The organism is Kitasatospora sp. NPDC059803, from assembly GCF_042732255.1.
GTDB lineage: Bacteria > Actinomycetota > Actinomycetes > Streptomycetales > Streptomycetaceae > Kitasatospora.
The window spans coordinates 2,710-29,017 of the sequence record NZ_JBHWIJ010000037.1 but is presented as its reverse complement, the minus strand read 5'-3'; the positions used below and the strand labels follow the sequence as shown (position 1 = coordinate 29,017).

General features: G+C 73.7%; 27 protein-coding genes and 1 riboswitch. Of the genes, 18 read left to right on the top strand and 9 right to left on the bottom strand.

Annotated features, from left to right (window positions below; genetic code table 11):
• Positions 1-4: 4 nt before the first annotated feature.
• From ACFV6I_RS09085 to ACFV6I_RS09065, 5 genes are all read right to left on the bottom strand, one after another.
• Entirely contained in the window at positions 5-1,198 is a 1,194-nt protein-coding gene (locus ACFV6I_RS09085) for an alpha/beta hydrolase family protein (RefSeq protein WP_380424037.1), read from the bottom strand.
• 204 nt (positions 1,199-1,402) lie between these two features.
• A complete protein-coding gene (locus ACFV6I_RS09080) occupies positions 1,403-2,209 on the bottom strand; it encodes a hypothetical protein (protein WP_380424036.1) in 807 nt (268 codons plus the stop codon).
• 157 nt (positions 2,210-2,366) lie between these two features.
• Entirely contained in the window at positions 2,367-3,443 is a 1,077-nt protein-coding gene (locus tag ACFV6I_RS09075) for a serine hydrolase domain-containing protein (protein ID WP_380424035.1), read from the bottom strand.
• A 189-nt stretch (positions 3,444-3,632) separates the two neighbouring features.
• Positions 3,633-4,700 carry a glycoside hydrolase family 19 protein gene (locus ACFV6I_RS09070; protein WP_063346481.1) on the bottom strand — a complete coding sequence of 356 codons (1,068 nt, stop codon included), beginning with the start codon at positions 4,698-4,700 and terminating at the stop codon, positions 3,633-3,635.
• A 317-nt stretch (positions 4,701-5,017) separates the two neighbouring features.
• The gene (locus tag ACFV6I_RS09065; protein ID WP_363369713.1) at positions 5,018-5,431 is read right to left on the bottom strand and encodes an HIT family protein; all 414 of its coding nucleotides are present in this window, start codon (positions 5,429-5,431) and stop codon (positions 5,018-5,020) included.
• Positions 5,432-5,598: 167 nt separating this feature from the next.
• On the opposite strand from ACFV6I_RS09065, the gene ACFV6I_RS09060 reads away from it, so the two are divergent.
• A complete protein-coding gene (locus ACFV6I_RS09060) occupies positions 5,599-5,787 on the top strand; it encodes a YegP family protein (RefSeq protein ID WP_380424034.1) in 189 nt (62 codons plus the stop codon).
• A 44-nt stretch (positions 5,788-5,831) separates the two neighbouring features.
• Here the strand turns inward: ACFV6I_RS09060 and ACFV6I_RS09055 are convergent, their stop codons facing one another.
• On the bottom strand, positions 5,832-6,527 hold the full coding sequence (locus tag ACFV6I_RS09055; RefSeq protein WP_380343448.1) for an MSMEG_1061 family FMN-dependent PPOX-type flavoprotein: 696 nt from the start codon (positions 6,525-6,527) through the stop codon (positions 5,832-5,834).
• A gap of 141 nt (positions 6,528-6,668) precedes the next feature.
• On the opposite strand from ACFV6I_RS09055, the gene ACFV6I_RS09050 reads away from it, so the two are divergent.
• The 11 genes from ACFV6I_RS09050 (at position 6,669) to ACFV6I_RS09000 (ending at position 16,332) form a co-directional block, all read left to right on the top strand.
• Positions 6,669-6,983 carry an antibiotic biosynthesis monooxygenase gene (locus ACFV6I_RS09050; protein ID WP_159398348.1) on the top strand — a complete coding sequence of 105 codons (315 nt, stop codon included), beginning with the start codon at positions 6,669-6,671 and terminating at the stop codon, positions 6,981-6,983.
• A 197-nt stretch (positions 6,984-7,180) separates the two neighbouring features.
• A riboswitch (FMN riboswitch) is annotated at positions 7,181-7,308 on the top strand.
• A 208-nt stretch (positions 7,309-7,516) separates the two neighbouring features.
• Positions 7,517-8,179 (top strand): riboflavin synthase, encoded by a 663-nt coding sequence (locus ACFV6I_RS09045; protein ID WP_380424033.1) that lies wholly within the window; start codon positions 7,517-7,519, stop codon positions 8,177-8,179.
• Positions 8,180-8,235: 56 nt separating this feature from the next.
• Positions 8,236-8,823 (top strand): nicotinamide riboside transporter PnuC, encoded by a 588-nt coding sequence (locus tag ACFV6I_RS09040; RefSeq protein WP_380424052.1) that lies wholly within the window; start codon positions 8,236-8,238, stop codon positions 8,821-8,823.
• Positions 8,820-10,097, top strand: coding sequence for a bifunctional 3,4-dihydroxy-2-butanone-4-phosphate synthase/GTP cyclohydrolase II (locus tag ACFV6I_RS09035; protein ID WP_380424032.1), 1,278 nt, complete (start codon positions 8,820-8,822; stop codon positions 10,095-10,097). Before ACFV6I_RS09040 ends, ACFV6I_RS09035 begins: the two co-directional genes overlap by 4 nt.
• Before the next feature lie 91 nt (positions 10,098-10,188).
• Complete coding sequence (gene ribH / locus ACFV6I_RS09030) at positions 10,189-10,662, top strand: 6,7-dimethyl-8-ribityllumazine synthase (RefSeq protein ID WP_063346473.1); 474 nt, start codon at positions 10,189-10,191, stop codon at positions 10,660-10,662.
• A gap of 100 nt (positions 10,663-10,762) precedes the next feature.
• Positions 10,763-11,035, top strand: coding sequence for a phosphoribosyl-ATP diphosphatase (locus tag ACFV6I_RS09025; protein ID WP_063346472.1), 273 nt, complete (start codon positions 10,763-10,765; stop codon positions 11,033-11,035).
• A 45-nt stretch (positions 11,036-11,080) separates the two neighbouring features.
• Positions 11,081-11,929, top strand: coding sequence for an ATP phosphoribosyltransferase (hisG, locus tag ACFV6I_RS09020; RefSeq protein ID WP_363369700.1), 849 nt, complete (start codon positions 11,081-11,083; stop codon positions 11,927-11,929).
• Between the two features lie 194 nt (positions 11,930-12,123).
• Positions 12,124-12,564, top strand: coding sequence for a PH domain-containing protein (locus ACFV6I_RS09015; protein WP_063346470.1), 441 nt, complete (start codon positions 12,124-12,126; stop codon positions 12,562-12,564).
• A gap of 296 nt (positions 12,565-12,860) precedes the next feature.
• Positions 12,861-14,204 carry a hemolysin family protein gene (locus tag ACFV6I_RS09010; RefSeq protein ID WP_380343456.1) on the top strand — a complete coding sequence of 448 codons (1,344 nt, stop codon included), beginning with the start codon at positions 12,861-12,863 and terminating at the stop codon, positions 14,202-14,204.
• Positions 14,201-15,247 carry a hemolysin family protein gene (locus tag ACFV6I_RS09005; RefSeq protein ID WP_063346468.1) on the top strand — a complete coding sequence of 349 codons (1,047 nt, stop codon included), beginning with the start codon at positions 14,201-14,203 and terminating at the stop codon, positions 15,245-15,247. The genes ACFV6I_RS09010 and ACFV6I_RS09005 overlap by 4 nt, the downstream gene beginning before the upstream one ends.
• A gap of 98 nt (positions 15,248-15,345) precedes the next feature.
• Positions 15,346-16,332, top strand: coding sequence for an NAD-dependent epimerase/dehydratase family protein (locus ACFV6I_RS09000; protein ID WP_380424031.1), 987 nt, complete (start codon positions 15,346-15,348; stop codon positions 16,330-16,332).
• Between the two features lie 26 nt (positions 16,333-16,358).
• Here ACFV6I_RS09000 and ACFV6I_RS08995 read toward each other — a convergent pair whose 3' ends face one another.
• Positions 16,359-18,335 carry an AAA family ATPase gene (locus ACFV6I_RS08995; RefSeq protein ID WP_380424051.1) on the bottom strand — a complete coding sequence of 659 codons (1,977 nt, stop codon included), beginning with the start codon at positions 18,333-18,335 and terminating at the stop codon, positions 16,359-16,361.
• Between the two features lie 407 nt (positions 18,336-18,742).
• Entirely contained in the window at positions 18,743-19,375 is a 633-nt protein-coding gene (locus ACFV6I_RS08990) for a uridine kinase (RefSeq protein ID WP_380424030.1), read from the bottom strand.
• A 209-nt stretch (positions 19,376-19,584) separates the two neighbouring features.
• Between ACFV6I_RS08990 and ACFV6I_RS08985 the strand changes: the two genes are divergently transcribed.
• A complete protein-coding gene (locus tag ACFV6I_RS08985) occupies positions 19,585-20,748 on the top strand; it encodes an acyl-CoA dehydrogenase family protein (protein WP_380424029.1) in 1,164 nt (387 codons plus the stop codon).
• A gap of 98 nt (positions 20,749-20,846) precedes the next feature.
• Here ACFV6I_RS08985 and ACFV6I_RS08980 read toward each other — a convergent pair whose 3' ends face one another.
• Positions 20,847-21,317 (bottom strand): hypothetical protein, encoded by a 471-nt coding sequence (locus ACFV6I_RS08980; protein ID WP_208869051.1) that lies wholly within the window; start codon positions 21,315-21,317, stop codon positions 20,847-20,849.
• A 229-nt stretch (positions 21,318-21,546) separates the two neighbouring features.
• Between ACFV6I_RS08980 and ACFV6I_RS08975 the strand changes: the two genes are divergently transcribed.
• The 5 genes from ACFV6I_RS08975 (at position 21,547) to fxsA (ending at position 26,205) form a co-directional block, all read left to right on the top strand.
• A complete protein-coding gene (locus ACFV6I_RS08975; RefSeq protein ID WP_045694655.1) occupies positions 21,547-21,987 on the top strand; it encodes an Lrp/AsnC family transcriptional regulator in 441 nt (146 codons plus the stop codon).
• Between the two features lie 31 nt (positions 21,988-22,018).
• Positions 22,019-23,632 carry an amidohydrolase gene (locus ACFV6I_RS08970; protein ID WP_380424028.1) on the top strand — a complete coding sequence of 538 codons (1,614 nt, stop codon included), beginning with the start codon at positions 22,019-22,021 and terminating at the stop codon, positions 23,630-23,632.
• A 48-nt stretch (positions 23,633-23,680) separates the two neighbouring features.
• On the top strand, positions 23,681-23,821 hold the full coding sequence (locus ACFV6I_RS08965; protein ID WP_380424027.1) for a hypothetical protein: 141 nt from the start codon (positions 23,681-23,683) through the stop codon (positions 23,819-23,821).
• A 109-nt stretch (positions 23,822-23,930) separates the two neighbouring features.
• A complete protein-coding gene (lnt, locus tag ACFV6I_RS08960) occupies positions 23,931-25,571 on the top strand; it encodes an apolipoprotein N-acyltransferase (protein ID WP_380343473.1) in 1,641 nt (546 codons plus the stop codon).
• Between the two features lie 55 nt (positions 25,572-25,626).
• The gene (gene fxsA, locus ACFV6I_RS08955; RefSeq protein WP_063346461.1) at positions 25,627-26,205 is read left to right on the top strand and encodes an FxsA family membrane protein; all 579 of its coding nucleotides are present in this window, start codon (positions 25,627-25,629) and stop codon (positions 26,203-26,205) included.
• Positions 26,206-26,308: the final 103 nt, after the last annotated feature.

The following is a 26,308-nucleotide window of genomic DNA, read 5'->3' as shown; positions in this document are numbered from 1 at the left end:
CCGGTTACGGCTGGAACGTCACCTCCGGATTGGCGGCGGTCGGCCCGTCGAGGAGCGGCTGCTGCACGCCCTTCAGCTGGAGGTCGAAGAAGGCCGCCACGTACGAGCGGGTGAGCTCCACGCCCCGCTCGCCCGACATCGTGGTGCCGGGAGGCTGGGGCAGGTTGAGCTTCTCGAAGAACAGCGGGAAGTCGGTGAAGGTGCCGTGGTTGGAGCCGGCGAAGGTCAACCAGCGCTTCCAGCCGTCCAGGTGCGGCCAGCTCTCCGTCCAACTGCTGTCCTCGGCGCCGTCGGGCAGCGGGTGGCCGATCATCAGGAAGGGCTTGCCGCCGATCCCGGAGGTGGGGACGGTGACGTCCATGGTGCCGTCCAGGTCCACCCCGGCCCGGATCCGGTCGTCGGTGAGCAGGGACGGGACGGTCGAGGCGCCGCCGGCCGAGTGCCCGGCCATCCCGATCCGGTCGCGGTCGATCATGCGGGCGTAGCGCCAGGCCGGGTGGGGGCGGGCGGTCAGCTGGTCGATGACGAAGGAGACGTCCTTCGCCCGGCTGTTGTCCACGGCCGCCCAGGACTCCGGGGTCGTCAGCTTGTTGCACAGCAGGCACGGGAGGGTCTGCCCGTCGGGGAACGTCGTCCCGGTGTTCTCGTAGGTGTGGTCGATCAGCGCGACGACGTACCCGCGGCTGGTCAGGTTCTCGGCGAGGCTGCTCAGCGAGGCCCGCGGCATGGTGAACCCCGGCGACAGCACCACCATCGGGAAGTGGCCGCCCTGCGGGCGCGCGTCGGACTTCGCCCAGGTCCGGGTGCCGGTGACCGTCTCGGTCGGGATGGTGTTGCCCGGGAGCTTCCCGTCCAGCAGCATCCGGGCGGCCGCAGGGGTCATGTACGGGGCCGCGCTGCCCGTCCCGGCCTTCGCGGGGTAGTACATCGACACCATCAGCTGGCGCGGACCGGCGGAGGGGACCCACGGATCCGGGCGGTCCTGGTCCACCAGGTGCAGGATCTCCTGCCCGACCGCGTACGGGCCGGTCGGGCGCGGCAGGTCGACGTGGACGGCGGTCGGGGCGGGAGCGGAGGCGGAGGTGGAGGCGTTCGCCGGGGCGGCGGGAGCGGCCAGGGCCGGCGCGGCGGCGGCGACGGACAGCGGCAGGGCGAGCAGCAGGGCTGCCGCGGCGGCGGTGGTGCGAAGTCGGTCCATGTGAGGGACGGTAGGCCGGGGGGCGGAAGTTGACGTCCACTCAGCGGCGTAGAGATCCCTTCCGGGATGTGCAGGCAGGGACCCTTAGGGGTCGGCCGAATGGACGCCGGCCGGGCCAGGCCGGACCAGGCCGGGGTCGGTTGAGGAGCCGAACTCACCGCAGAGCAGTGGGTTCGGGAATCCAACCCTCGAATCGTCCGCCGGTCAGAGGCTCCGGGCCCGGACCTCCTCGACGAAGGCCGCCGCCGCACCGGCGTTCGGCACCGGGAGGGTGAGCGGCAGGCCGGCCGAGTGCGTCCGGATCTCCAGCTCCCCGAGATCCGAGGCCCGCGCGGACTGCACCTCCGCCCACCGGAATGCCTCCGTCGCGGCGAGCGGGTGCGGCGGCCGGTGCACCAGCCCGCCGGCCGTCAGCGTCAGCCGTCCCCGGGCGAACCGGACGCCGCCCTCCGTGCGCAACGCCTCGTGCAGCGCGGCCCGGAGGGTCGGGCGGAGCCGCTCATCGAGCTCCCGGAACAGCTCGTCCAGCCGCCGCAGCTGCGCCAGTGCCAGCGGCTCGTCCGCGCCGACCAGCCAGATCCGGCCCTGCTCGCCCACCCCGTGCCGCCCGCCGGGGGAGTACTCGGTGGCCTCCACCGCACTCCACGGCAGGGGCCGCTCCGCGCCGTCCGCCCCGACCAGCACCAGCCCGCGCTCGTGCACCCGGACGGCCCGCAGGCCCGGCGCCGGCCGCAGCCGCCCGTACCCGCTCGCGGCCGTGATCGCCGCCGCGGCCACCACGGGCGCGGGCCACCACTCCCCGCTCGCCAACCAGGCCGCCCCGGCGACGGCGGCCGCCGCCGCGTCCAGCCAGGCCCGCGTCCGCCACGGCAGCGGCCGGAACCGCCGGTACACCCGCACCGCCCGGCCGAGCCGCCCGTCGCCGTCCGCGACCGACCGAGCCCGCGACAAGGGCCACACCACCGCCACCTCGGCCACCTCCCGCTGAGCGAACACCACAACCGGAACCACGACTGTCAGATCCTCAGCATCGACCGACCGCCGCGCCCTCGAACAGGGCCAATTCGTACCTCTTGGCCCTGAAACGAACTCACCCCATCCTCCACCTCACTCCGCCGACGGCCGCACCCGGTCCGCCGCCGGGCCCGCTCACCGCCTCGCCCCGGCCTCAGCTCGCCGTCGCGTACTCGTTCTGCAGGGTGCGCAGCAGGGCCGTCCCGGCCGGATCGGCGGAGCGGCGGGTGTTGACCAGCACCGCCACCCCCACCTGCTTCTCCGGATCGAAGGCCACGAAGGAGCGGAACCCGCCCGTGCCGCCGTTGTGCCAGATCTGCAGGTGGCCGCCCTGCTGGGTGTGCAGGCGGTGGCCGAGCCACCCCAGGTGCATCCAGGCGAACGGGTTGACCCGGTGCCGGGCCGCCCGGGTGAGGGTGATCGCGGGCGCCAGCGGCGCGTCCGGCTCGCGGTCGGCGGCCAGCTGGGCCCGCAGGAGTATCGCCAGGTCGGAGGCGGTCGACCGGAGCCCGCCCATACCGGGGACGTCCGCGAAGTCCCAGTACGGCACGGGCCGCCCGCCGGAGGTGTGCCCGTGCGCCAGCCGCCCGGACTGCTCCCGGCCCGAGCGCACGTGGGTGTCCACCAGTCCCAGCGGCTCGCATATCTCACGCGCCACCAGCTCCTCGTAGCCGGTGCCGGCCCGGTGGGCTAGGGCCAGGCCGAGCAGCCCGGCGCCGAGGTTGGAGTAGCGGAAGCCACGCCCGGGTCTGGCCCGCAGTCTCGTCCTGGCCAGCCCGGCGAGGACGTACTCGGTGCTGCAACGGGCGTACGGATCGGGCTTGTTGGGATTGAGCAGTGCCGTCGCCAGCAGGCCCCGGGGCAGCCGGGGGAGCCCGGAGGTGTGGGTGGCGAGGTGCCGCAGGGTGATCGGCTGCCCGCCCCTGGCCGGGACGGCGACACCGCCGGGCCGTACGTCGGCGAGCACGTCGGCGAGCGGTTCGTCGAGCCCGGTGGCGGCCCCGCCGGAGTCGGCGAGCACCAGCCGCGCGAGGGCGAGCGAGGTGAACACCTTGGTGACGGAACCGACTTCGAACAGGGTGTGCGGCCCGGGCACGGCGCCGCCCGGACCGGTCCGCCCGGCGCCGCGGATCTCCACGGCGCCGCCGGCCAGCCCGGCGACCACCGCACCGACGTGCTGGCCTGCGAGCCGGTCGGCGGTCTGCTGCACGAGGCTGGCGAGTTCGTTCATGCCTTGAGCGTAGGGGGCCGCGACCTGCGAAGTCGTCCGCCGGAACGACGATTTCAGCCAGCCTCCGCTGCTCCCGCAGGAGGACGCCCCCACATGAGTACGCCCCGCTACGCTCGGCAGCGTACGGGCACCACGGTGTGATGACCGGTCCGGGCGTAGTGGGGCGCGTGGTGGGGCGGGGGCGAGCCGTCAGCAGCTCAGGTTGCCCCCGGGGACGGTGCCGAGGATCTGGACGAAGCTCTGGTACAGGCTGATCCGGTGCTGCATCTGGGCGGTGTTGTTGCCGTTGCACTCCAGCGAGCCGTTGATGCTGCGGATCGTCTCACCGAAGCCGTACCCGTTGACCATGGCGTTGTGCGCGGTCATGGTGCCCGGCCCGTTCTGGGTGTTCCAGTACCAGAGGCCGGTCTTCCAGGCCACCGCCGGGTCGGTCTGCACCAGGTTCGGATTGTTCAGCAGGTCGATGCCGAGCGCGTCGCCGGCGGCCTTGTAGTTGAAGTTCCAGCTCAGCTGGATCGGCCCGCGCCCGTAGTAGGCGGCCTGCCCGGCCGGGCACCCGTACGGCTGCGAGGTGTCGCAGTAGTGCGGGTAGTTGGCGGTGTTCTGCTCGACCACGTACACCAGTCCGCCGGTCTCGTGGCTGACGTTGGCGAGGAACGCGGCGGCCTCCTGCCGGCGCACGGTGTCGCTGCCGGTGGCCGCGAAGCCGGGGTAGGCGCCGAGCGCGTCGAGCAGGCCCTGATAGGTGTAGAAGGAGTTCCGGCCCGGGAACATCTGGTCGAACTGGGCCTGGCTGACCGGGAATCCGCCCGGGTTGGGCGGCTGGGTCGAGCCGCAGCCGTACGGCTCCCAGTACCAGGTGCTGATGACCGGGTCGTAGCCCGGGTTGTCGTGGGTGGCGCGGTAGTAGCCGCCGTTGGTGTACCGGACGATGTCGCCGGCGACGTAGGCGCGGCCGGCGACCCAGGCGGGGTAGTTGCAGGTGCCGGACGTCGGGGTCGGCGTCGGGTCGGTGGACCCGCCGCAGGAGCCCTGGTCGGCCCAGACCCCGGTGCCGCCGGTGCTCGGGGGCTCGTTCTGGGTCCACCACTTGGCGTTCCAGTTGTGCCCGTTGTACGAGACGGCCGCGCCGCCGGTGTAGGCGGTGGCCGCGCTCCACGGCGTGCCGCAGGCGGCGGCGCTGGCGGAGGCGGGGAGGAGCACCGCGACCGCCAGCGCCGTGACCACGGCGGAGAGCAGCGCGAGCAGGCGTTTCATTGACACGTCATCACCCCTTGTGCGGTGGGGGCCGCACGTCGTCGTGACAGGGACTTGAGCGGGGCAGGGGAGCCGGGTCCCGTGCGGGGGTGCGCCAGGGGAGGCGGCCGACCGGGGTGTGGGCCGGTGCGGGGCCGTGAAGGCGACTCAAGCGGAGTGTTCTATACCTGTCAAGAGAGTGGGTGAAACCGGCTCACAAATGCGGCGCGCACGCCCCCCGGAGCCCCCACGAGCCCTCTCGGCCTCCGAGCGCCCCACCCGGCCCCCAAGCGCCCCCTCAGTCCCCGAGCCGTCCCCTCAGCCCCCGAGCCGCCCCTTCAGCCGCCGAGTGCCGCCCGCAGCCGGGCCGCGACCTCCGCCGCCCCCGCCTCGTCCGGGTACTTCCCCCGCGGCCAGAAGAAGCCGCGCAGCCCGTCCTTCGGATTGCGCGGCACCACGTGGACGTGCAGGTGCGGCACCGACTGGCTGATCCGGTTGTTCGCCGCCACGAAGCTGCCCGCCGCCCCCAATCCGCGCTCCACCGCGGCGGCCACCCGCTGCACCTGGAGGAAGAACGGCCCCACCTCGGCGGCCGGCAGGTCCGCCAGGGTGCGGCGGTGGGCGCGCGGGACGACCAGCACGTGGCCGGGGAACAGCGGCCGCCGGTCCAGGAAGGCCACCGCCGCCTCGTCGTCCAGCACCCGGTGCGCGGGCTCCTCGCCCGCCACCACCGCGCAGAAGACGCAGTCCATCCGTCCATTCAAACCACCGGCGGCCGCCCCGGCACCTCCGCGATCGCGCGGTTGCGGGGCGTCACCCGTCCGGCCGCCGAGCAGGTGCGGCCGCCCGGTCGGGGGGCGCACGGTGCTGGAGGGGGTCGACCAGAGGCGCGCCGCGCGCCGTACGAGGAGGTGGCCCGATGGCGGGCAAGTTCGAGGTCTACGAGGACGCCGGCGGCAAGTACCGGTTCCGGCTCAAGGCGGGCAACGGCGAGATCGTCGCCACCGGCCAGGGCTACTCCAGCAAGGAGGCCGCCCACAAGGGCGTCGAGGCCGTCCAGCGGGCGGCCAGCGACGCGCCGGTGGTGGACGTGCCCAGGGCCGCCTGAGCACGCCGAGCACCGAGCACCGAGTGCCGAGCGCGCCGCGGTCGTCACTCGTAGCGGTAGAGCAGCGCCTCCCGCTCGGTCTGCTCGATCATCTCGACGGTCAGCGACTCGTCCCGCAGGTGCGAGAGGGTGATCTCGGCCGAGGTCGGCTGCGCGTCCTTGGCCGGCCAGTTCTCCGGCTTCCACGCCGAGCCGCGCAGGAAGGCCTTCGGGCAGTGCGCGTACACCTCCTCGACGGCCACCACGATCGCGCTGCGCGGGGGCTTGCCGACGGCGGTCAGCTGTCGCAGCAGCTCCGGGTCGGTGGAGATGCAGGCCCGCCCGTTGACCCGCAGCGTGGTGTCCCGGCCCGGGACGACGAAGAGCAGCCCGACCCGGCCGTTCTCCAGGATGTTGTGCAGGGTGTCCAACCGCTTGTTGCCGGTGGCGTCCGGGATGGCCAGGGTGTGCTCGTCGAGGACGGAGACCACCCCGGCCGGCCCGCCGCGCGGGGAGACGTCGCAGCGCCCGGCGGCGTCCGAGCTCGCCACGAACACCAGCGAGGAGCAGGCGATCAGCCGCCGCGCGACCTCGTGCAGGTGGTCGACCTGCTTGCGGCGCGCGTGCTCGCCGGGCTGCTCGTAGATCTCGCGCAGCTGCGCCTGGTCGGTCAGCGCCCCTGTGCTGAGGGCGGCGAACAGGCTGCCCGGCATGTCCGGAGCGGTGGTTGACGCAATGACAGATTCCGGTGTGCTGGTCATACCGGAAATCTAGCCGAGCCCCTTCCCGGAGCGCCTGGCCGCCGGGCGGTGCACCCCTCGGTAAAGCTTCCCCGCCACCCCTCCCCACCAGCGGTTTTACGCTGATAATGGGGCCAGGCGCTCCGCTCGGAGGTGGTGGTCGTGATCGTGAGGATCTGGGCCGGGCAGGTCCTGGCCGGTCGCATCGAGGAATTCTGTGTGCTGCTGACAACCCAGGTGATCCCGCAGCTCGGGCGGACCGACGGTTGCCTGGGCGGCGAACTGCTGCGCTCGGTGACCGAGGACGGACACCGGGTGCTCGTGGTGAGCCGCTGGCGCGACGAGGCGGCCCTGCGCGGGTACGCGGGGCCGATGTGGCGGATCCGGCCGGTCTGGTCGGAGGGCGAGCTGTGCTACCTCGCGCACCCGCCGGTGGTCACCCACTTCACGTCGATCGCCGCACCCGCCACGCTCTGACCGCACCCGCCGCGCTCCGGCCGCGTTCACTACCCTCCGTACGTGCTCGCCACCCTCCGTAGGTGACCGCCACGTTGCGGGCGTCACCTACCACCCGGCCGCACATTCCCCGCATCCGCGTGAAACAGGCCACAGCGGAAGGCTCTCCCTGGCCTTGCGCGCGTCGTGGCAGAATGACCCCAACAGCAGTGACGTTCAGCGCACTCCGGGGTCGGTGAAAATCCGAACCGGCGGTTACAGTCCGCGACCCGTCCGCAGCCAGCGGCCGGTTGACCAGGTGAAATTCCTGGACCGACGGTTAAAGTCCGGATGGGAGGCGTGCGCGGGCGGACGAAGAGCAGTATCCGTGGTCCCCCGGTGGACCGCGGCCAGGTGAACGGCGGGAGAGGTGTCTCCCGGGCCGGGCGAGCGATCTCCCGGCGGCCTCGGCATCCCGGCAACGGGTCGTGCCGTCGGCTCGCGCGCCGTTGCCCGTCCGTGTCATCTCCCATGTCGCCCCGGAGTCCGCGCCCCCAAGCGCGAGGAGAACCCGGGTGTTCACCGGCATCATCGAAGAGCTCGGCGAGGTCGTGTCGATCGAGGAGATCGGCGACTCCTCGCGAATCCGCCTGCGCGGCCCGGTGGTCTGTACGGGTGCGCGGCACGGCGACTCCATCGCGGTCAACGGCGTCTGCCTGACCGTCGTCGACAGCCCGGACCAACTGGCGGCCAATACGGGCGAGTTCAGCGCCGACGTGATGGCCGAGACGCTGCACCGCTCCAGCCTCGGCGAGTTGAAGCCCGGCTCCCGGGTCAACCTGGAGCGCGCCATGGCGCTCGGCGACCGGCTCGGCGGCCACCTCGTCCAGGGCCATGTCGACGCCACCGGCACGCTGTTGGGCCGCGAGCCCGGCGAGCGCGACGCGGCTGGCGACCTGCGCTGGGAGGTGCTGCGCTTCTCGCTGCCCGGCACCATCTCCCGCTACCTGGTGGAGAAGGGCTCGATCACGGTCGACGGCGTCAGCCTCACCGTGGTGGAGGCCGCCCGGGACAGCTTCACCGTCAGCCTCATCCCCACGACCCTCGCGCTGACCTCGCTCGGCGCCAAGGCCGTCGGCGAGAGCGTCAACCTCGAAGTGGACGTGCTCGCCAAGTACGTCGAGCGACTGCTCGACTCCCGCACCCTTCCCCCGACGATCGCCGGAGAGTCCAAGTGAACTGGCTCAGCGGAGAAGCGTTCACCGTCTTCGGCGAGCACGTGAAGTGGGCCGACATGTTCGGCAACCTGCTCGGCCTGGCCGGGCTGGCCTTCGGCTGGCGCCGCTCGGTCTGGAGCTGGCCGCTCCAACTCCTGTCCGGCGCCGTGCTGATCGCCGCCTACCTCGGGGGCCACGTTCCCGGCCTGATCGGCAAGCAGCTGATCGTGCTCGTCGCCGCCGCCTGGGGCTGGGCCCAGTGGCAGCGGGGCCGCCGGGACACCGGCACGATCGCCGTCCGGTTCGCCACCTGGCCCGAGCGGGCCGCCCTGGTGGTCGGCACCGCGGCCGGCACCGTCGCGCTGGCCTGGCTGTTCACGGCCCACCCCAGCCTGTCCTGGAGCCCCTGGTCGGACGCCTACATCTTCGTCGGCACGCTGGCCGCGATGGTCGCCCAGGCCCGTGGCTGGCTGGAGTTCTGGTTCGCCTGGATCGCCGTCGACGTGGTCGGCGTCCCGCTCGCCTTCAACAACGGCTACCCCTTCTCCGGCCTCACCTACTCGATCTACTTCGTCCTGGTGCTGCTCGGCCTGCGCTCGTGGTGGCTGAGCAGCCGTGAGCCGCGCGTCAACTCCGCCAACGTCCCGCAGGGAGCCACGGTATGACCGAGAACCACACCGCCGACCGCGACCGCGAGGTGGCACCCGAACTCGTCCTCGACCCGGTCGAGCGCGCGATCGCCGACATCGCCCTCGGCCGCGCCGTGATCGTGGTCGACGACGAGGACCGCGAGAACGAGGGCGACATCGTCTTCGCCGCCTCCGCCGCCACCCCGGAGCTGATGGCCTTCACCATCCGCTACAGCTCCGGCGTGATCTGCGCCCCGCTGACCGGCGAGGAGCTGGACCGGCTCAAGCTGCCGCCGATGACCCAGGTCAACGAGGACCGCAAGGGCACCGCGTACACCGTCTCGGTGGACGCCCGGGAGGGGGTCGACACCGGCATCTCCGCCGCCGACCGCGCCCGCACCGTCCGGCTGCTGTCCTCGCCCGGCACCGAGCCCGGCGACCTCACCCGCCCCGGGCACGTGTTCCCGCTGCGCGCGGTCGAGGGCGGCGTGCTGGTGCGCCCCGGCCACACCGAGGCCGCCGTCGACCTGGCCCGGCTCGCAGGGCTGCCGCCGGCCGGTGCGATCGCCGAGGTGGTCAACGACGACGGCACCATGGCCCGGCTGCCCGAGCTGGTCGCCTTCGCCCGCGAGCACGGCCTCGCGATCATCTCCATCGAGGACCTGATCGCCTACCGCCGCCGCACCGAACTGCACGTCGACCGGGCCGCCGTGACCGCCCTGCCCACCGTCCACGGCGAGTTCACCGCGGTCGGCTACCAGGGCACCATCGACGGCGTCGAGCACATCGCGCTGGTGGCCGGCGGCCTCGGCGCCGACGGCCGGCTGCCCGAGGGCGAGGACGTCGTGGTCCGGGTCCACTCCGAGTGCCTGACCGGCGACGTCTTCGGCTCGCTGCGCTGCGACTGCGGCCCCCAGCTGGAGGCCTCGCTGCACAAGGTCGCCGAGTCCGGCCGCGGAGTGGTGCTCTACCTGCGCGGCCACGAGGGCCGGGGGATCGGCCTGGCCCACAAGCTGCGCGCCTACGAACTCCAGGAGCAGGGGCGCGACACCGTCGACGCCAACCTCGACCTCGGCCTGCCGGCCGACGCCCGCGACTACAGCATCGCGGCGCAGATGCTGGTGGACCTCGGCGTCCGCTCGCTCACCCTGCTCACCAACAACCCGGAGAAGCTCACCGCGCTCACCGAGCACGGCCTCAAGGTCAAGGGGCGCGAAGCGGTCGAGATCGCGCCGGGTGAGCACAACCTGCGCTACCTGCGCACCAAGCGCGACCGGATGGGCCACGACCTGCCCGGCCTCGACTCCTGAACCCACCCCGCGCCCCACGCACCGCGCCCACGCCCCACGCACCACACCCCACGTACCACGCACCCCATGACGACGGACAGGAAGAACGAGCATGAGCGGCCACGGAGCCCCCGAGCTGACCATCGACGGCGCCGCCGACCTCAAGGTCGCCGTCGTCGCCGCCCAGTGGCACGACGTTGTGATGAACGGCCTGCTGGACGGCGCCCACCGGGCGCTCAAGGAACTGGGCGTCACCGAGCCGACCGTGCTGCGCGTCCCCGGCACCTTCGAGCTGCCGGTCGCCGCCAAGCGCCTCGCCGACCACGGCTACGACGCGGTCGTCGCCCTCGGCGTGGTGATCCGCGGCGGCACCCCGCACTTCGACTACGTCTGCCAGGCGGCCACCGCCGGCCTCACCCAGGTGAGCGTCGACACCGGCGTCCCGGTCGGCTTCGGCGTGCTGACCTGCGACAACGAGGAGCAGGCGCTCGACCGCGCCGGCCTGCCCGGCTCCGCGGAGGACAAGGGCCACGAGGCGGTCACCGCCGCCGTCGCGACCGCCGCGGTGCTGCGCGCCGCGCTCTGAGCGCACCGCCCCGACCCGGACCGTGGACGTCCAACGGACTGTCCACGGTCCGGGACCGTTTACCGCCGGTCAGCCCGCACGCCGTAAGGTGAGTCCCATCATGGCTTCGAAGACATTCGAGGAGCTCTTCGCCGAGCTCCAGCAGAAGGCCGCCACCGGCGACCCCTCGTCCTCCCGTACCGCGCAGCTCGCCCAGCAGGGCGTCCATGCGATCGGCAAGAAGGTCGTCGAGGAGGCCGCCGAAGTCTGGATGGCCGCCGAGTTCCAGACGGACGAGCAGACCGCCGAGGAGATCTCACAGCTCCTGTACCACGTTCAGGTGATGATGATCGCCCGCGGGCTGACGCTCGACGACGTCTACAAGTACCTCTAAACCCGAACCGCACGCCCCTCCCCACAGGTAAGGAACCAACCTCCCATGCTGCGCATCGCCGTCCCCAACAAGGGTTCGCTCTCGGGTCCCGCGGCGGAGATGCTCCATGAGGCCGGCTACCGCCAGCGGAAGGACCCCAAGGAGCTCGTCCTCGTCGACCCGAACAACGAGGTCGAGTTCTTCTTCCTGCGCCCGCGCGACATCGCCGTCTACGTCGGCTCCGGCCGCCTGGACGTCGGCATCACCGGCCGTGACCTGCTGCTGGACTCGCACTCCAACGCCGAGGAGGTGCTCGCGCTCGGCTTCGCCGCGTCGACCTTCCGCTTCGCCCGCCCCGAAGGCGTCGCCGTCGAGGACGTCAAGGGCCTGGAGGGCCTGCGGATCGCGACCTCCTACACCGGCCTGGTCGAGCAGCACCTCGCCGACCACGGCGTGAAGGCGACCGTCACCAAGCTGGACGGCGCGGTGGAGACCGCGGTGCAGCTGGGCGTCGCCGACGTGATCGCCGACGTGGTGGAGACCGGCACCAGCCTGCGCAACGCCGGCCTGGAGGTGTTCGGCGAGCCGATCCTGATCTCGGACGCCGTGGTGATCCGCCCCAAGGGCGCGGGCGAGGACACCCGGGTGGACCAGTTCCTGCGCCGCCTCCAGGGCGTGCTGGTGGCCCGCCGCTACGTGCTGATGGACTACGACATCCGCGCCGAGAAGGTCGGCGCCGCCGTGGCGCTCACCCCCGGCCTGGAGTCGCCGACCGTCTCCCCGCTGCACACCGAGGGCTGGGTGGCGGTGCGCTCGATGGTGCTCCGTAAGGAGGCCCAGCAGATCATGGACGACCTGTGGGCCATCGGCGCCCGGGCCATCCTGGTCACCAACATCCACGCCTGCCGCCTCTGACCGGCGCGGCGGCGACCTCGCCCGCCGTGGTGCGGGTAAGGAACGGTTGAATGGGGCGGGGACGCTGACCGGCGTCCCCGCCCTTCGTCTGGAACCGTCGTCCGGAACAGCCCTTCGTCCGGATCCGTCCGTTGCCCGGAACCGTCGTTCCCGGGAACGACCGTTCCCCCGAACCACCCCACCGGAGACCCCACGTGTCCACGCCGCCCGTCGAGTTCCCCGTCACCTGGGCGCCGCGCCGCACCCGCGCCGTGCTGCTGCCGGTCTGCGCGCTGCTGGTGGTGCTGTTCGCCGTGATGGCCGTGGTGCTCCCGGAGAACTGGCAGCTCAACGACCGGATCATGATGGCGGGCAGCGGCGTGCTGTTCGCGTGCGTGGGCCTGATGCTGGCCCGCCCCCGGGTGAGCGCCGACGCGCAGGGCGTGACGGTGGTCAACTTCGTCCGCAGCCGCCGGCTCACCTGGGCCGAGATCGTCCGGGTCAACTTCCGCCAGGGCGACCCGTGGGCCACCCTCGACCTGGCCGACGGCACCTCGCTCGCCGCGGTCGGCATCCAGTCCGGCGTCGGCAAGGACCAGGCGATCGCGCAGGCCCGTGCCCTGCGCGACCTGGTCGAGCACCACGCCAGGGCCTGAGCCCCGCGCCACCGCCGCCGCCGGTCGGCGCCCGCCCGCTTCACACCGGCACCGCCCGCCCGCCGACACCCCGCCCGACCCCCCGCCGGGCCCCGCCGGGCATGCGAATCCTCGGCCCGGCGGGTCCGAACACTCTTCCTACCATCGTCCGGCTATGGTCTACGCTGGTAAAAGCAGGGCAAAACTTCCGTCCTGCCCGAAAGACGACTTGAGGAGTGACTTCCCCCCTCGATGGACGATCCGTCCGGTAGTACCTGCGCCGCCCACCTTCCTGTCAGCGGAAGGCAGGCGGCACTGTGATCACCGCCTGGCTGCTGTTGCTCGCAGCCCTCCTGCTGATCCTCGCCAACGGCCTGTTCGTGGCCGCCGAGTTCGCCTTCGTGACCGTCGAGCGCGGGGCGGTCGAACGCTCCGCCGGGGCCGGCGACGCCAAGTCCGTCCGCGTCTCCCGGGCCCTGCGGCACCTCTCGTTCGAACTCTCCGGTGCCCAGCTCGGCATCACCGTCACCTCGCTGGTGGTCGGCATGCTCGCCGAGCCGGCGCTGTCCACCCTGCTCAGCCCCGTCATGACCGGGATCGGCGTGCCCGAGTCGGCCGCCCGCGGCGTCGCCGTGGTCGTCGGCATGGTGCTCGCCACCGTGGTGCAGATGGTGATCGGCGAGCTGGTCCCGAAGAACTGGGCGATCTCCCGCCCGCTCCAGGTGGCCCGCGCGGTCGCCGCCCCGCACATGGCCTTCTCCTTCGCCTGCCGCCCGCTGATCAGCTTCCTCAACGGGGCGGCCGACCGGACGGTCCGCGCCTTCGGCGTCGAGCCGCAGGAGGAGCTGGACCACGCCCGGACCCCGGCCGAACTGGTCTCGCTGGCCCGCCACTCGGCCAAGGCCGGCGCGATAGACGAGGAGTCGGCGACCCTGTTCGTCCGCACCCTGGGCCTGGGCGAGCTGACCGCCGAGTCCGTGATGACCCCGCGGATCGACGTCGCCTCCCTCCAGAGCGACGCCACCGCCTCCGACGTGATCAACCTGACCCGGGCCACCGGCCTGTCCCGCTTCCCGGTCTACACCCACAGCCTGGACGAGGTCACCGGCATCGTGACCCTCAAGGACGCCCTCGCCGTCCCGGCCGCCCGGCGCGGCCTGGTCCGGGTGGGCGAGCTCACCTCGCCGCCGCTGCTGGTGCCCGAGACCCTGCCCGCCGAGCGGCTGCTCGACCAGCTGCGCCGCCTCCAGCCGATGGCCATCGTGGTCGACGAGTACGGCGGCACCGCCGGCGTCGTCACCGTCGAGGACATCGTCGAGGAGATCGTCGGCGAGGTGCAGGACGAGCACGACCCCGCCGACCGCCCCGAGCTGCTCCCGCTGCCCCCGGTGAACGGCCTGCCGGCCTGGGAGGCCGAGGGCCGCGCCCGGATCGACCAGCTGGAGGCGATCGGCCTGATCGCCCCGGACGGCCCGTACGAGACGCTGGCCGGCCTGGTCGCCGACCTGCTCGGCAAGCTGCCCGAGGTCGGCGAGCAGGCGGAGCTGCCGGGCTGGCGCTTCACTGTGACGGGTGTCGACCGGCACCGCACCAGCCAGGTCCGGGTCGAGCGCACCAGCGCGCCGGCCTCCTTCGGAGACGACCAGGAGAATGCCCGATGACCGCGCTCCAACTGGCCGTCGCCGTCCTGCTCCTGCTCGGGAACGCCTTCTTCGTCGGCGCCGAGTTCGCCGTCGTCTCGGTGCGCCGCAGCCAGATCGAGCCGCTCGCCGAGGCCGGCCACAAGCGTGCCCGCACCGTGCTGCACGCGCTGTCCAACGTGTCCGCGATGCTGGCCGCCGCCCAGCTCGGCATCACCGTCTGCTCGCTGGGCCTCGGCGCCCTGGCCGAGCCGACCATCGCCAGTCTGCTGGAGGGCCCGTTCCACGCGATCGGCGTCCCGTCCGGTCTGATGCACCCGCTCTCGTACGGCATCTCGCTGGCCGTCGTGGTCTTCCTGCACATGGTGATCGGCGAGATGGTGCCCAAGAACATGGCCATGGCGGGTCCGGAGAAGGCCGCGCTCTGGCTCGGCCCGCCGCTGGACCGGCTGGCCCGCTGGCTGGCCCCGGTGATCAGTCTGCTGAACGCCATCGCCAACGGTGTGCTGCGGCTGTTCCGGGTCGAGTCCAAGGACGAGGTCGAGTCGGTGTTCACCACCGAGCAGCTGATGTACCTGCTGGTCGACTCCCGGGACGCCGGCCTGCTCGACGAGGGCCGCCAGGAGCGTCTGGAGGACGCCTTGGAGCTGGGCCACCGCCCGGTCACCGAGGTGCTGCTCAAGCCCGAGCAGCTCGTCACCGTGGACACCAAGGTGACCGCCGCGGAGGTCGAGGAGCTCGCCCTGCGTACCGGCTTCTCGCGCTTCCCGGTCACCGACGGCGACCCGGCCGGCCACGGCTACCTGGGCTACCTGCACCTCAAGGACATCCTCGACGTGGAGGACCCGTCCGCGCCCGTCCCGGCCCGGCTGTGGCGTCCGATCACGGTGCTGCGCGGCAGCCTCCCGCTGGACGACGCGCTCGGCGCGATGCGCCGGGCGACCTGCCACCTGGCCGCCGTGCTGGACCAGGACGGCCGCACGCTCGGTGTGGTCATGCTGGAGGACGTGCTGGAGGAGCTGGTCGGCGAGATGCACGACCCGGACCACCGCTCCGCCGCCTGAGGTTCCCCCTTTCGCTGACGGCGTGTCCGCTGCGGGCGATTCTGCTCTCAGCGTGCAGCCGTTCCCATGCCGACCACCCTGGGCGCAGGGTGGTCGGCATGAGGCTTCTCCTGCTGGGTGGAACGAATTTCGTCGGACGGGTCGTCGCCGAGGAGGCGCTGGCCAGGGGGTGGGAGGTGACGGCCCTCAACCGCGGTACGCAGCCCGCGCCCGCGGGCGTGACCGCACTGCTGGGCGACCGCACCGCCGAGGGCGGGCTGGCGGCGCTGGCCGCGGGGGAGTGGGACGCGGTGGTGGACACCTGGTCCGGAGCCCCGACGGCGGTGCGCGACAGCGCCCGGCTGCTGGCCGGCCGGGTCGGCCACTACGGGTACGTCTCCAGCCGGTCGGTGTACGACTACCCGCTGGCGCGCGGGGCGGACGAGTCGGCGAAGGTGGTCGGGTCGTCCCCGGACGCCGAGGGCGAGGTGCCCTACGCCGAGGCCAAGCGCGGGGCCGAACTGGCCCTGGAGGCGGAGTTCGGCGGGCGGGCCCTGCTCGCCCGGGCCGGGCTGATCCTCGGCCCGCACGAGAACATCGGCCGGCTGCCCTGGTGGCTGAACCGGATCGCCCGGGGCGGCCCGGTGCTCGCCCCCGGCCCGTACGACCTGCCGCTGCAGTACATCGACGTCCGCGACCTCGCGGGCTGGCTGCTGGACGCGGCGGCGGCCCGGCTCGGCGGCGCGTGCAACGTGGTCAGCCCGGCGGGCCACACCACGATGGGCGAGCTGCTGGAGGCCTGCGTGCGGGTCACCGGCTCGGACGCGGACCTGCGCTGGACCGACCCCGAGCGCATCCTGGCGGCCGGCGTCGAGCCCTGGACGGAGCTGCCGATCTGGCTGGCGCCCGGCGAGCTGAACGACTTCCTGCACGGCGCGTCCGTGGACCGGGCGGTCGCCGCCGGGCTGCGCTGCCGGCCGGTGGGCGAGACGGTCGAGGACACCTGGGCCTGGCTGCGGTCGGTCGGCGGCGTCGCCCCGCAGCGCGCCGACCGGCCGAAGGTCGGCCTCGACCCCGAGCGCGAGGCCGAGCTGCTCCGGGGCTGACCCGGCGCGATCCCGGGGAGCTGGTCTCAGCCGCGGCCGTCGATCAGCTCCCCGTAGGCCTGGACGAGGTCGGGCAGGCGCAGCGTCGCCAGGTCCTCGCGGCCCGGCGGCTCGCGCAGCAGCGAGAGCCGCAGGTCCCGGTAGGCGCAGGACTTCTCGTACAGGGTGCGGATGAACCGGCCGTTCCCGAGTTCGTCGATCCAGCCCTCGCGGACCACGTGGGTGCAGATGCTGGCCAGTTCCTCGGCCGCGTCCTCGTCCCAGCCGTCGCCGTCCCGGCCGGCCAGCGCGGCGCCGATCGCGGTCAGCTCGTTCGGGCGGTAGCTGGGGAAGTCGACCCGGGTGGTGAAGCGGGAGTTGAGGCCGGGGTTGGTGGCGAGCAGCCGGTTCATGCCCTCGGGGTAGCCGGCCAGGATCACCACCAGGCGGTCGCGGTTGTCCTCGGCGCGTTTCAGCAGCACCTGGAGGGCCTCGTCGCCGTAGGCGTCGCCCTTGGTGTAGCCGGAGTTGGAGAGGCTGTACGCCTCGTCGATGAACAGCACGCCGTCCAGTGCCGAGTCGATCAGCTCGTTCGCCTTGACCGCGGTCTGGCCGAGGAACTCGCCGACCAGGTCGGCCCGTTGGGCCTCCACGAGGTGGTCGCCGGAGAGCAGTCCGAGGGCGTGGAAGACCCGGCCGAGGATCCGGGCGACGGTGGTCTTGCCGGTGCCGGAGGGGCCGGAGAAGACGAAGTGGCGTTTGGGGGGCTGGACCGGCAGGCCCTGCGCGGCCCGGAGTCTGGACATCCGCAGCTGCGCCGACAGCGCCCGCACCTGGCGCTTGACCGGTTCCAGGCCCACCATCAGCGAGAGTTCCGCCAGTGCCGCGTCCAACTCGCGCTCGTCGTCGACCGGTTGGGCGGCGGGCAGCGGCGCGGTGCGGGGCTGGGTCTCGGCGCGGACCGGCGCCGGCAGCGGGGCGGCGGAGCCGCCCGGCGAACCCGACCGCTCGCCGGCCGCCTGCGGGGCCGGGCCGGCGGTGGAGCCGTCGCCCGGGCCGGGCCCCGTGAGGAACCCGACCCCCTCGACGAATCCGACCCCGCCGGTGTACCCGGCGCCCTCGGTGAACCCGGCGCTCTCGGTGAACCCGGGGGCCGCGTCGCCGAAGCCCCCCGCCGTGGCGTACCCGGCCCCGTCCTGGAAGTCCGCCTCGTCCGTCCCGTCCATCTCGTCCGGCTCGGTGCCCTCGTACCCGGCCACCCGCCCGCCCGCTGGCAGGCCGCCGTCCAGCAGGGCGTCCGGCAGGTCGTCCGCCAACCCGTCCTCCGCCGCGATCGCGGCCAGCCGCGCGGCGGTGTCCATGAACACCGGATCGGCCCGGTGCACCGCCCGGTAGAGCGGCAGCGCGGCCGCACTGCGCCCGGCCCCCTCGTACGCCCGGGCCAGCCAGTACCGCAGTTCCTTGCGCTGGGGCTGCTCGGAGCGGCAGCGGGCCAGCGAGGCGGCCAGCGGTGCCTGTGCCTGGGCGCACATGTCCAGCCGGACCCGCGCCATGCCGGCGAACAGCCCGGCCTCGATGCCGAGCAGCGGGTCGTCCAGCAGCCGGTCGGTGTCCCGGATCAGCTGCTCCCAGTCCTTGAGCAGATAGGAGCGGCAGGCGTACAGGAACTGGGCGGACGGGTCCTCGCTGGGCGCCGGGCACTGTTCCAGCGCCCGGTCCAGCTCGGCCAGGTGGCGGCCGTCCAGCCAGTGCGAGGCGTGCGCCAGCGCCAGGTCGCGGGCGTCCTCCAGGACGGGCTGCACCCACCAGCCCAGCCAGTACCAGGAACTGAGCGGGCGGCGGTGGCGCCGCCGCTGCTCGCCGAACCGCTTCTGGTTGCGGTACATGGCCAGCAGCGCCGCCGAGGTGTCGCTGCGCAGCGCGTGCAGGCCGAGCCAGGCGTCGGCCATGCCCGGGTCCAGGCGGACGGCCGCGCGGAACTCCTCCTCGGCACGGGCGTACGCGCCCGCCGTGTACGCGTCCATGGCACGCAGCCACGCGCGTTCGGCGAGCCGGTCCGGGCCGCCCGCGTTGCTGTCCGAACTGTCCACCGTTGTCACTCACGCCCCCCGCGGCTTGGCCCGGGGCTCGGTGGCAGGTCGCCTGCGTGCAGCCGGGCCGGTGGTCGAAAGCCCCCGGGCGCATCTGCGCCTGCGAGGAATCGTACCGGCGTGGCGCTGATCCGGAAGGGCGCCCACGGAGTCAAATGCGATCGTGTGAGCGGTCGTTGAGCGGGTGGGGGCCTGGACCGGCGGCGGGGGAGCGCGATTCGGAAAGGACCGGACGGCGCCCCCGGCTCACGGGGGAACAAGTCGGGGACGCCGGGTCCGAGGCGGCCGGAACATCCCGTTCCGGCGGCTGAGGAGAACCTAAATCCTGGTGACAGTGCAGGTCAAGGGCTTGTTGAAGGTTCACCCACGGTGCCCGGTGTGATTCGTCCGGTCACCCCGTCGACCCGCGTCCCGGCGAACGGACGGCTCGGATCCGCGGCGAAATGCGCCGATTCGGCCCGCGCCCAGCCGGCCCAGAACTCGGCCAGATCCGGCCCGTCCCGCTGCTCGCCGCGCCGCCGGGCCGAGGCGGCGTCCAACTCCAGCCAGATCACCCGGGCCAGCCACGGCCGCACCGCCCGCCGCCCGGCGCCGACGCCCTCCACCAGCACCACCGGGGCGACCGGCACCGCGGCCGTGCCCGCGAAACGGCGCAGCGTCCAGTCGTACACCCGGTACGCGCCGTCCCGGCCGGCCGCCAGCGGCTCCAGCACCTGTCCGCGCAGCCGCCCGGTCCAGCCGAAGGGCTCGGCGTGGGTGGCCAGGTCGTCGAGGTGGACCACCGGCGCCCCGCCGAGCGCCGCCGCCAGCCGCCCGGCGAAGGTCGTCTTGCCCGAGCCCGCGTGCCCGTCCACCGCGACCAGCCGCACCGGCCCGCAGGAGGGCGGCAGCGCGCGCAGCTCCGCCGCGAGCGAGGCCACCGCGTCGCCGGGAACGGGCGAAAGGGCGGGGGCGAGGGGTCGGGAAGCAGCCACAACGGCAACCCTACGGTGCCGTAGCCCACCAGTCCGTCCAGTTACTCCTGGGTGATCGTGACGGCGGCGCGGGTTTCCGGCATACTCGCATCGCCATGCCTGTGAACGGCCGTTCACCGTAATCCGGTGCCGGTCGGGCCGACCTGCCACACCCGCGCCGGACCAGCCACACCACGCTCCGGTGCCCGATCGAGGAGGCGACCGCCGCCATGACCCCGTCCCCAGTGAAAGCCGTGGAGCGCCAGCTGCCCAGCGAGGAGGCCCACGAGCTGCTGAGCCTCACCCGGGACCTGGTCCAGCGCGAGCTGCAGCCCCGCGCGGCCGAGGACGAGGCCGCCGGCCGCTTCCCGCGAGAGGTCTTCCGCACCCTCGGCGAGGCCGGCCTGCTCTCCCTCCCCTACGACGAGAAGTACGGCGGCGGCGGGCAGCCCTACGAGGTGTACCTGCAGGTGCTGGAGGAGCTGGCGGCCGGCTGGCTGGCCGTCGGCCTCGGGGTGAGCGTGCACACCCTCTCCTGCCACGCGCTGGCCGGCTTCGGCACCGAGGAGCAGCGCGGCCGGTGGCTGCCCGGAATGCTCTCCGGCGAGCAGCTCGGCGCCTACTGCCTCTCCGAACCGCAGTCCGGCTCGGACGCGGCCGCGCTGCGCACCCGCGCCGACCTCGACGGCGACGCGTACGTGGTCAACGGCACCAAGGCGTGGATCACCCACGGCGGCCGGGCGGACTTCTACAGCGCCCTGGTGCGCACCGGCGAGGAGGGCTCCAAGGGCATCAGCTGCCTGCTCGTCCCGGGCGACGTACAGGGCCTGTCGGCCGCCCCGCCGGAGCACAAGATGGGCATGCGCTCCTCTCCGACCGCGCAGCTGCACTTCGACGGCGCCCGGGTCGCCCGCGACCGGCTGATCGGCGAGGAGGGCCAGGGCTTCCAGATCGCGCTCGCCGCACTGGACTCCGGCCGCCTCGGCATCGCCGCCTGCGCGGTCGGCGTCGCCCAGGCCGCGCTCGACCTCGCGGTCGACTACGCGCGCACCCGCCGCCAGTTCGGCCGCCCGATCGCCGAGTTCCAGGGCCTGTCCTTCATGCTCGCCGACATGGCCACCCAGATCGAGGCCGGGCGGGCGCTCTACCTGTCCGCCGCCCGGCTGCGGGACGCGGGCCTGCCGTTCTCCAAGGAGGCGGCGATGGCCAAGCTGTTCTGCACCGACGCCGTGATGCGGGTGACCACCGACGCGGTCCAGGTGCTCGGCGGCTACGGCTACACGCAGGACTTCCCGGCCGAGCGCTACATGCGCGAGGCGAAGGTGCTGCAGATCGTCGAGGGCACCAACCAGATCCAGCGCCTGGTGATCGGCCGCCACCTCACCAAGGGCTGAGCCCCCCACAAACGGCCTCCGGCCGTCACTCCAGGGTGCGGAGTGACGGCCGGAGGCGTCTTCGTCTCTGCGTCAACCCGCCTGCGCGGGCTGGCGGATCAGCGCCGGACCAGGCGGCGGCGCTGCTCGGGGATGGCCGAGATGACGGGGACGGCCGGGGCGACGACGGCGGTCCGCGTCGGCCGGTGCGCCACCGCGTGCGAGAACGGCTGGGTGCGCCAGTCGAGTTCGGTGGGGAGCCTGAACAGCGCGTCGAGCCCGGCCGGCTGGTCGTCCTCCGGGGTCTCCACCTCGGCGAGGTCGTCGGTCGGCGTGCCCGAACCCGGGCACAGCGCGGGGGCGAAGGGGTTCCAGGCGGTCGGCAGCAGCGCGTGCTGCGGCAGCCGCTCCTCGTCGGCCACCAGGGCGATCGGGCGGCGGCACTCGGGGCAGTGCACCCGGAAGATGTCCCAGGTCTCGGCCTCGCCCGGGTCGATGCCCGGGACGTGGCCGTGATCGACCGCGAGGTCGTCGCGGCCGGTCGTATCGTCGGTCTCGTCGGCGCCCAGGGCACGCTGGTCAGTCGGCATGAGGATCCCCCTCGGATCGGGCCCGGCGTGGTCGCCCGGGGCCACAACCAGCACTTCCCTCCGATTCGGGCTCATAACCCTGCGGTCCGGTGCACCGTGATGCACCGGGTGTGTCCTTGGCCACATCCACTGCCACATTCGCCTGGCATTTGCCCGCGTGACACCTGCGGGCACCCGATGTGACACCGCGTGCGCCCCCCGTGCCCCCGACCGGGTAGGTTTGCGCACTGTGGAGGATCTCGACCAACGCATCGTCCAGCTGCTCCTAGAGGACGGCCGGATGAGCTACACGGACCTGGGCAAGGCCACCGGCCTGTCCACCTCGGCGGTGCACCAGCGGGTGCGCCGCCTCGAACAGCGCGGGGTGATCCGCGGCTACACCGCGATCATCGACCCCGACGCCGTCGACCTGGCGCTGACCGCGTTCATCTCGGTCAAGCCCTTCGACCCCAGCGCCCCGGACGACACCCCCGAACGGCTGGCCGGCCTGCCCGAGATCGAGGCCTGCCACAGCGTCGCCGGCGACGAGAACTACATCCTCAAGGTGCGCGTCGGCGCCCCCGGCGACCTGGAGGACCTGCTCGCCCGCATCCGCAGCGCCGCCGGCGTCTCCACCCGCACCACCGTTGTCCTCTCCACCCCCTACGAAGCGCGACCCCCGAAGCTCTGAGGACGAACCCCGCAGGTGCAGACTTAGCGGCATGACCGAACGCACCCCACGGACCGTCCTGCTGCGCGGCGGCGCCGTCTACAGCCCCGCCGACCCCTTCGCCACCGCGATGCTCGTCGAGGGCGAGCACATCGCCTGGGTCGGCAGCGACGGCGCCGCCGAGGCGTACGCCGCCGCAGCCGACGAGATCGTCGAGCTGGACGGCGCCCTGGTCACCCCCGCCTTCGTCGACGCCCACGTGCACGCCACCGCCACCGGCCTGGCGCTCACCGGCCTCGACCTCACCGGCAGCCCCTCGCTGGCCGCCGCCCTCGCCGCCGTCACCGCCTTCGTCGACGCCCGTCCCGAGCCCGGCGGGGTGCTCATCGGCCACGGCTGGGACGAGACCGGCTGGCCCGAGGGCCGCCCGCCCACGCTCGCCGAACTCGACGCCGCCGCCCGCGGCGCCGCGCTCTACCTCTCCCGCACCGACGTGCACTCCGCGCTCGCCACCACCGCGCTGCGCAGCCTCGCCCCCGGCCTGGCCGAGCGCCCCGGCCACACCGCCGACGGCCCGCTCACCAAGGACGCCCACCACGCCGTCCGGCAGACCGCGCTCGCCCACCTCACCCCCGAGCAGCGCGGCCGCGCCCAGCGCGCCACCCTCGCCCGCGCCGCCGAACTCGGCATCGGCGCGCTGCACGAGTGCGCCGGCCCGGAGATCTCCTCCGAGGCCGACCTGGCCGCCCTGCTGGCCCTCGCCGCCGAGGGTGAAGGGCCCGAAGTCTTCGGCTACTGGGGCGAGTTGGGCGGCGCCGAGACGGCCCGCCGGCTCGGCGCGGTGGGCGCCGGCGGCGACCTCTTCGCGGACGGCGCGCTGGGCTCGCACACCGCCTGCCTGCACACCCCCTACGCCGACGCCGAGCACACCGGCACCGCCTACCTGACCGCCGAGCAGGTCGCCGACCACGTCGCCGCCTGCACCGAGGCCGGGCTCCAGGCCGGCTTCCACGCCATCGGCGACGCGGCCGTGGCCGCCGTCCTGGACGGCGTCCGGGCGGCCGGGGAGCGGGTCGGCGCCGGGCGGGTCCGGGCGCTGCGCCACCGCGTCGAGCACGCCGAGGCGCTGGACGACAAGTCCGTCGCCGCCTTCGCCGAGCTCGGCCTCACCGCCTCCGTCCAGCCCGCCTTCGACGCCGCCTGGGGCGGCCCGGACGGCATGTACGTCCAGCGCCTCGGCGCCGAGCGGGCCGCCAGGCTCAACCCCTTCGCCGCCCTGCTGCGGGCCGGCGTGCCGCTGGCCTTCGGCTCGGACGCCCCGGTCACCCCGCTCGACCCCTGGGGCACCGTCCGCGCGGCCGCCTTCCACCAGACCCTGGACCACCGGATCTCCGTCCGCGCGGCCTTCACCGCACACACCCGCGGCGGCTGGCGCGCGATCGGCCGCGACCAGGACGGCGTACTCGTGCCCGGCGCCGTCGCCAGCTACGCGATCTGGGCCGCCGACGAACTGGTCGTCCAGGCCCCCGACTCCCGGGTGGCGGGCTGGTCCACCGACCCGCGCTCCGGCACCCCGGGCCTGCCCGACCTCACCCCCGGCCACCCGCTGCCGGCCTGCCTGCGCACCGTCGTCCGCGGCCGCACCGTCCACCTGGCCGCCGAGTAGCGCCGATCAGGCCCGCATCAACCCAGCTGAAGCGGCGGCCCGGCGGCCGTGGGTCGCCCCCAGGACGACCGCCCCGCCGGCTTCACCGACCCCCGCGAGCTGCTCGCCCCGGACTTCCACCCGGAACCCCTGGGCGAGCAGCGCAGCGCCTCCGACGGGGCATGTGCGGCAAGGCCCACCGGGCCGTGAGCCGCTGACCCTGCTACCACCCTGACCTCACGCTTCCCTGACCGTCCGGGGTACCTTCTTCGGACAGCGTCCGAACAGCAAGATCCAGGAAGATGGTGCGCCGGTGGCCATGCCCGTCACCCAGGAGCGGCCCGGGGCCGCACCCGAACCGGCGGAGTCGGCGCCCAGGCCCGGCCGGGCCGCCCGCGCCGTCGCCAAGGTCCGGGCGGGCCTTCCCCGCACCGGCCTCGCGGCCCTGGCGGGTCTGCTGCTCGCACTCGCCTTCCCGCCCTTCGACCTGTGGCCGCTGTCGCTGCTCGGCGTCGCCGCGCTGTCCCTGCTCACCCGTGGCCGCACCGTCCGCCAGGCGGCCTGGACGGGCTTCGCCTTCGGCCTGCCGTTCTTCCTGCTGCTGCTCAGCTGGCTGCGGGTGGTCGGCTGGGACGCGACGGTCGGCCTGTCGGTCGTGGAGGCGCTGTTCCTGGCCGTCCTCGGCGGCGGCCTGGCCCTCACCTCCCGGCTGCCGGCCTGGCCGCTCTGGGCGGCCTGCCTGTGGATCACCCAGGAGTGGGCGCGCGACCGGCTGCCGTTCGGCGGCTTCCCGTGGGGGCGGCTGGCCTTCGCCAACACCGCGACCCCGTTCACGCCGCTGGCCGCGCTCGGCGGCGCACCGCTGGTGACCTTCGCGGTCGCCCTCTCGGGCGCCCTGCTCGCCGGCGCCGCGCTGCGCCTGCGCGGGCCGCGTAAGACGCCCCGGGCCGCCGCGCTGGCGGGGCTGGGCGCGGTGGCCGCGCTGCTGGCCGGGTACCTGGTGCCGGTGCCGACCGCGCCGGCCGACACCGTCAAGGTCGCCATCGTCCAGGGCAACGTGCCCAACCCGGGCATGGACTTCCTGGGCCGCCCGATGATGGTCCTCAACAACCACGCGGTGGCGACCGAGCGGCTGGCCGCGGACATCGCCGCCGGCAAGGTCGAGCGCCCCGACATCGTGATCTGGCCGGAGAACTCCTCCGACCTGGACCCGTTCAGCGACCCGCTCGCCTACCAGCGCATCGACCAGGCCGTGAAGACGGTCGGCGTGCCCACCTTGGTCGGCACCCTGGTGGACGGCCCGGACGCGCAGCACGTCCAGAACGAGGGCATCGTCTGGGACCCGAAGACCGGCCCCGGCGCCTCCTACACCAAGCAGCACCCCGTCCCGTTCGGCGAGTACGTGCCGTTCCGCGCCCAGCTGATGAAGGTGATCACCCGCCTCCAGCGGGTCGCCCGGGACTTCTACCCCGGCGACCACAACGGCGTCATGCAGCTCGGCCCGGCCCGGATCGGCGACGTGATCTGCTTCGAGGTCGCCTACGACGAGATCGTCCGCGACACCGTGGACAGCGGCGCCCGCGTCCTGGTGGTCCAGACCAACAACGCGACCTATGCCAAGACGGGCCAGCCCGAGCAGCAGCTCGCGATGAGCCGGCTGCGTGCGGTCGAGCACGGCCGGGCCGTGCTGATCGCCGCCACCAGCGGCATCAGCGCGGTGATCGCCCCGGACGGCACGGTCCAGCAGCGCACCGAGGAGCTGACCGCGGCCGAGCTGTCGGCGGTCGTCCCGCTGCGCGACGGCACCACGGTCGCCGACCGGGTCGGCGCCGCGCCGGAGTGGACGCTGGCCCTCGCAGGCCTGCTGGCCTGCGGCGCGGGCGTGCTGGTCGGCCGCCGACGGAAGGCCGGCGCCGGAACACCGGCCGCCGGGGAATCGTTGGACCAGGTGGTGCCGTAGCCGGCCCGGACCTCCCGTGCGGCGCGCAGAGCACTGCTTGGAGTGGATTCGTACCGTGACCCAGCAAGCTACCCCCGCCCGTCCGGCCCCGCGCGGCAAGCTCCGCCGGGTGCTGCCGCTGCTGATCACCGCCTGGCTGGTGCTGGAGATCTGGCTGCTGGTCCAAGTGGGCTCGTGGCTGGGTGGATTCGTCGTCGTGCTGCTGCTCATCGCGGGCGCGCTGATCGGCGGTTCGCTGATCAAGCGGGCCGGGCTGAAGGCGCTGTCCGCGGCGATCGAGCAGAGCAAGGACCCGAAGTCCGAGCAGCCCCAGACCGGCACCAGTCTGACGGTGCTGGCGGGCCTGCTGCTGATCGTCCCGGGCTTCCTGTCGGACCTGGTGGCGCTCACCCTGCTGTTCCCGCCCACCCGGGCGCTCTGGCGGGCCGGTGGCCGCCGGGTGGCCGACAAGGCGCTGCGCAGCACCGTCGCCGCCGGGGCGGACCCGTTCGCGGACGCGATGCGGCTGCAGGAGCAGCTGCGCATCCACCGCCCGGACGGCAAGGTGATCCAGGGCGAGGTGGTGGAGCCCGGCGACGGCCCGCGCGGTCCGCAGGGCCCGGACACCACGTACCGCCCGCCGATCTCGGGCTGACCGCCCCTCCCGTCCCGGGTTGACCGACCGGGGTAGCCCTCGCGGGCTCGGCACACTGGTCGGGGTGTGGCGAGGGGACGGTATGGGTCTCTCGCCCGGGCGG

Bases quoted from the DNA above. Each gene is read 5' to 3' on its own strand.
- ACFV6I_RS09005 (WP_063346468.1), top strand. From the start codon at position 14,201: ATGACCGCGCTCCAACTGGCCGTCGCCGTCCTGCTCCTGCTCGGGAAC.
- ACFV6I_RS09055 (WP_380343448.1), bottom strand. From the start codon at position 6,527: ATGACCAGCACACCGGAATCTGTCATTGCGTCAACCACCGCTCCGGAC.
- ACFV6I_RS09075 (WP_380424035.1), bottom strand. From the start codon at position 3,443: ATGAACGAACTCGCCAGCCTCGTGCAGCAGACCGCCGACCGGCTCGCA.
- ACFV6I_RS09025 (WP_063346472.1), top strand. From the start codon at position 10,763: ATGGCTTCGAAGACATTCGAGGAGCTCTTCGCCGAGCTCCAGCAGAAG.
- ribH (WP_063346473.1), top strand. From the start codon at position 10,189: ATGAGCGGCCACGGAGCCCCCGAGCTGACCATCGACGGCGCCGCCGAC.
- ACFV6I_RS09065 (WP_363369713.1), bottom strand. From the start codon at position 5,431: ATGGACTGCGTCTTCTGCGCGGTGGTGGCGGGCGAGGAGCCCGCGCAC.
- ACFV6I_RS08985 (WP_380424029.1), top strand. From the start codon at position 19,585: ATGACCCCGTCCCCAGTGAAAGCCGTGGAGCGCCAGCTGCCCAGCGAG.
- lnt (WP_380343473.1), top strand. From the start codon at position 23,931: ATGCCCGTCACCCAGGAGCGGCCCGGGGCCGCACCCGAACCGGCGGAG.
- ACFV6I_RS08995 (WP_380424051.1), bottom strand. From the start codon at position 18,335: ATGGACGCGTACACGGCGGGCGCGTACGCCCGTGCCGAGGAGGAGTTC.
- ACFV6I_RS09085 (WP_380424037.1), bottom strand. From the start codon at position 1,198: ATGGACCGACTTCGCACCACCGCCGCCGCGGCAGCCCTGCTGCTCGCC.
- hisG (WP_363369700.1), top strand. From the start codon at position 11,081: ATGCTGCGCATCGCCGTCCCCAACAAGGGTTCGCTCTCGGGTCCCGCG.
- ACFV6I_RS08980 (WP_208869051.1), bottom strand. From the start codon at position 21,317: ATGCCGACTGACCAGCGTGCCCTGGGCGCCGACGAGACCGACGATACG.
- ACFV6I_RS08970 (WP_380424028.1), top strand. From the start codon at position 22,019: ATGACCGAACGCACCCCACGGACCGTCCTGCTGCGCGGCGGCGCCGTC.
- ACFV6I_RS09040 (WP_380424052.1), top strand. From the start codon at position 8,236: ATGTTCGGCAACCTGCTCGGCCTGGCCGGGCTGGCCTTCGGCTGGCGC.
- ACFV6I_RS09000 (WP_380424031.1), top strand. From the start codon at position 15,346: ATGAGGCTTCTCCTGCTGGGTGGAACGAATTTCGTCGGACGGGTCGTC.
- ACFV6I_RS09035 (WP_380424032.1), top strand. From the start codon at position 8,820: ATGACCGAGAACCACACCGCCGACCGCGACCGCGAGGTGGCACCCGAA.
- ACFV6I_RS09060 (WP_380424034.1), top strand. From the start codon at position 5,599: ATGGCGGGCAAGTTCGAGGTCTACGAGGACGCCGGCGGCAAGTACCGG.
- ACFV6I_RS09070 (WP_063346481.1), bottom strand. From the start codon at position 4,700: ATGAAACGCCTGCTCGCGCTGCTCTCCGCCGTGGTCACGGCGCTGGCG.